This is a genomic window from Ideonella sp. P3_A4, from assembly GCF_056403075.1.
The window spans coordinates 1-3,490 of sequence record NZ_JBFUGE010000613.1; the positions used below are offsets into that span (position 1 = coordinate 1).

Annotated in this window: 2 protein-coding genes; both read right to left on the reverse strand. The window is 67.6% G+C overall.

Annotated elements, in window-relative coordinates; all coding sequences use genetic code 11:
* The coding region (locus tag AC1DYI_RS29895) for an ATP-binding protein (RefSeq protein WP_477207754.1) at nt 1–2,551 on the reverse strand (2,551 nt) is incomplete at its 3' end.
* 223 nt (nt 2,552–2,774) lie between these two features.
* Nucleotides 2,775–3,490, reverse strand: a 716-nt coding sequence (locus AC1DYI_RS29900) for a replicative DNA helicase (RefSeq protein WP_477207755.1), incomplete at its 5' end; no start/stop codon positions are given.

The window sequence follows — 3,490 nt, forward strand, 5'->3', positions numbered from 1 at the left end:
CCTCGGCGCCGTGCAGGTCCGGCAGGTGCATGTCCAGCAGCACCACGTCGGGCCTGAGGGTGCGCGCCAGGTCGAGCCCGGTCCGGCCGTCTTCGGCCTGCACCACCCGCACGGACGGCCACCGCGCCAGCATCTGCTCGACCAGCAGCAAGTTGACTGGGTTGTCTTCGATGTACAGCACCACGCCGATAGGCACCCCGGCCGCAGCCTGCACCGAGGCGACCACCTGCTGCGCGGCGGCCATCGCCACCTGCTCTTCGTCTGCCGAGGGCAGCCTCAGGCGGACCTGCGTGCCCTGGTCCGGCAGGCTCATCACTTCCATTTGCCCATGCATCAGACGCACCAGTTGGCGCGTCAGCGCCATGCCGATGCCAGTGCCTTCCACCGCGCCACGCTCGCGCCCCAGGCGGTTGAAGGGCTCGTACAGATGCGACAGCTGCTCGGTGCTCATGCCGATGCCGTTGTCTCGCACGCTGAGCCACAGCTGGTCCGCATCACGCGCCAACTCGACGCGCACCCAGCCACCCGGGCGGTTGTACTTGACCGCATTCGACATCAGGTTGATCAGCACCTGGCGCAGCCGGATCGGGTCGGCCTCCACCCACGCCGCATCGACACTGCGAGGCGCCGGCTCGATGCGCACGGCCTGCGCTTCGGCCAGCGGCGCCAGCATGCGGCAGGCATCCGCCACCAGTGGCCCCAGCGCGACGGCCTGCGGTGCCACTTTCATCCGGCCCTCTTCGATGCGGGCGATGTCGAGCACGTCGTTGATCAATGCCAGCAGGTGCTGGCCGGCCTGGTGAATGTGGCCCAGTTGGGCTTGTTGATCGGCCGCAAGCCGCAGGTCGCCACGAAGCAGCTGGGAAAAGCCCAGCACCGCGTTCAAGGGCGTGCGCAGCTCATGGCTCATCCGCGAGAGGAACTCAGTCTTCGAGCGGCTCGCCGCTTCGGCCTCGTGCTGGGCTTGCTGTGCCTGCTCGGCCGCGCGCAAGGCGGTCACATCCAGGCTCATCGCCAACAGGCAAGGTTCGCCGAGGTAGTCGATGCGTTCGGCGCTGGTCAGCACATCGCGCAGCTGGCCCTGCGCTCCCCTCACCTGCGCCGGCATCTGCTCGACCCGACCATCGCGCGCCAGGAGCTTGTAGAAGCGTGCCCGGTCTTCGTCGGTCAGCCCGACACCCATTTCGCGCATCGTGCGGCCGATCATCACGGAGCGGGCCAACCCATACCGCTCGCTGCCGAAGTCGTTGATGTCGCGCACCTGGCCGTTGCCCTCGGAAAGGATGACGATCGACATCGGCGCCTTGTAGAACAGCTGGCGAAAGCGCAGCAGGCCGGCCTCGATCTCGCGCTGGGCGGCGCGGCGCGCGGTGTTGCCGTCGATCGTGTCGAGCGCGAACGAGACATCACCGACCATCTCGGCCAGCAGCTGCACCAGCGCCATGTCGAAGAACCCCGTTTCCTCGGCATACAGCATCAGCACCCCGACAACGGCCCCGCCGCGGCGCAGCGGAAAGGCCGCTGCCGAGCAGATGCCGTGATGGCACGCGCGCTCTTGCCACGGCTCGGTTCGCGGGTCGTTCGAGACATCGTGGCTGATCGCCGGTTCGCCTCGGGTCATGGCCTCGCGGCTCAGCGAGTCGCGCACCTGAGGCTGCGTCAAATCGATTACGGTTGGCAGGCCGGCAAACAGCTCCGCGGCCGGTCCGGCATTGGCCACCCGGCGTGCGTTGTCGCCCTCACGCAGCAGCACGCTGGCCAGCAAGGCATGGCCGGTGTCCACACAAACTCGGCACAGGCCTTCGAGCAGCTTTTGCGCGTCGTCCTCGCGCACGATCAGCTGGTTGGTGCGCGACAGGGCGCGGTGGAAGCGGCTGATTCGCGCGGTGCGGGCGTCGGCCACCCGCTTGTCGCGCAGGTGGCGCGACAGCACCGACGCGGTGAGAAGACCGCCTGCCGCCAAGGCCAGCGCCACGAGCGCCCCCGCACTGATCAGCGTGCGCCGATACGTGGCGCGGGCGTTGGCGGACTCGATGTGGGCGACCTCGGGCTGCACCGCCGTCAAGCGGCCCAGCACCTCGATCACCGGCGTGATGGCCGGAAACATGTCGGTGGCCGCAAAACGGGCCAAACCCGCCTGATCCGATGCCAGCAGCAGACTCTTCGCTTGTTGCACGGCCAGGTTGGCGCGCTGCATCAGCGGAGTGGCTTCAGCAATCAGTTGAACCTCTTGCTCGACGAGGTAGGTCTGGCGGTAGGCATGCCATTGCTGGTCGATGCGGGCCTGTGCAGCTTCGATGCTGGCCAGCGCCTGCGAAGCCGATATCGCGCCGTCTCGCGCGCGCTCGACCGCCGCCACGATGCCCACGCCGTAGGCCTCGGAGATCGCCCCCAGCTGCTGCAGAGGCAGCACACGGTCGCGGTAGACGGTGTCGAGGGACGCCGCGGCCTGCCCCAGGCCGCGCAAAGCCAATGCGCCCGCCGCGCCCAGCAGGGCCACCAGGGCCAGCAAGAGGACTGCCAGCCGAGCTTGCAGGCTCCAGCCTTTCATGACGAGCATCCTGCGCCCGCCAGACCCATCTCAGCAACCCGTGCGTTGCCGGACACGGCGACGCTCTCAAGGAAACGAAGGGCCGCTCCCGAGTTCCTTGATCCCCTCGGGGGCCTCGCTCGGACACGGGACAGTCCAGTGGACTGTTCGTGCCTAGCGGGGGCCGAGCCACCGGCTCGGCGCGGCCTGCAAGGCGGGCTCGGCCTGCCGAGCCCTGGGGCGCTCAGTACTCCTGGTTGCTGCTGTAGGCGTCCGGCGCCAGGTTGTCGAACTTGGTGTTCTGCTTGATGAAGGCGAGCTTCACGGTGCCAACCGGGCCGTTACGCTGCTTGCCGATGATGATTTCAGCCACGCCCGGCTCTTTGGTCGGATTGGGGCCGTCGGGCTTGTTGTAGTATTCGTCGCGGTAAATGAACATGATCACGTCCGCGTCCTGCTCGATGGCGCCGGATTCGCGCAGGTCACTCATCATCGGGCGCTTGTCGGTCCGCGTTTCGACAGAACGGTTCAGCTGCGACAAGGCGATCACCGGGCAATTCAGCTCTTTCGCCAACGCCTTCAAGCCGCGGGAAATTTCGCTGATCTCGGTTGCGCGGTTCTCACCGCTGGAGCTGGCGGTGCCACTCATCAGCTGCAGATAGTCGATGACGATCAAGCCGAGCTTGCCGCACTGGCGGGCCTGGCGGCGCGCACGGGCGCGCAATTCGGCGGGGTTCAGCGCCGGCGTCTCGTCGATGAAGATCGAGGCCTTCGAGAGCTTGTCGACCGCCTCGGTCAACCGGCCCCAGTCGTCGTCACGCAGGCGTCCGGTACGCAGGCCCGACTGGTCGATGCGGCCCAGCGAGCCGACCATCCGCAAGGCCAGCTGCGAGGCGCCCATTTCCATCGAGAAGATGACGACGGGCAGCCCCTCGTTCACCGCCACGCTCTCGGCGATGT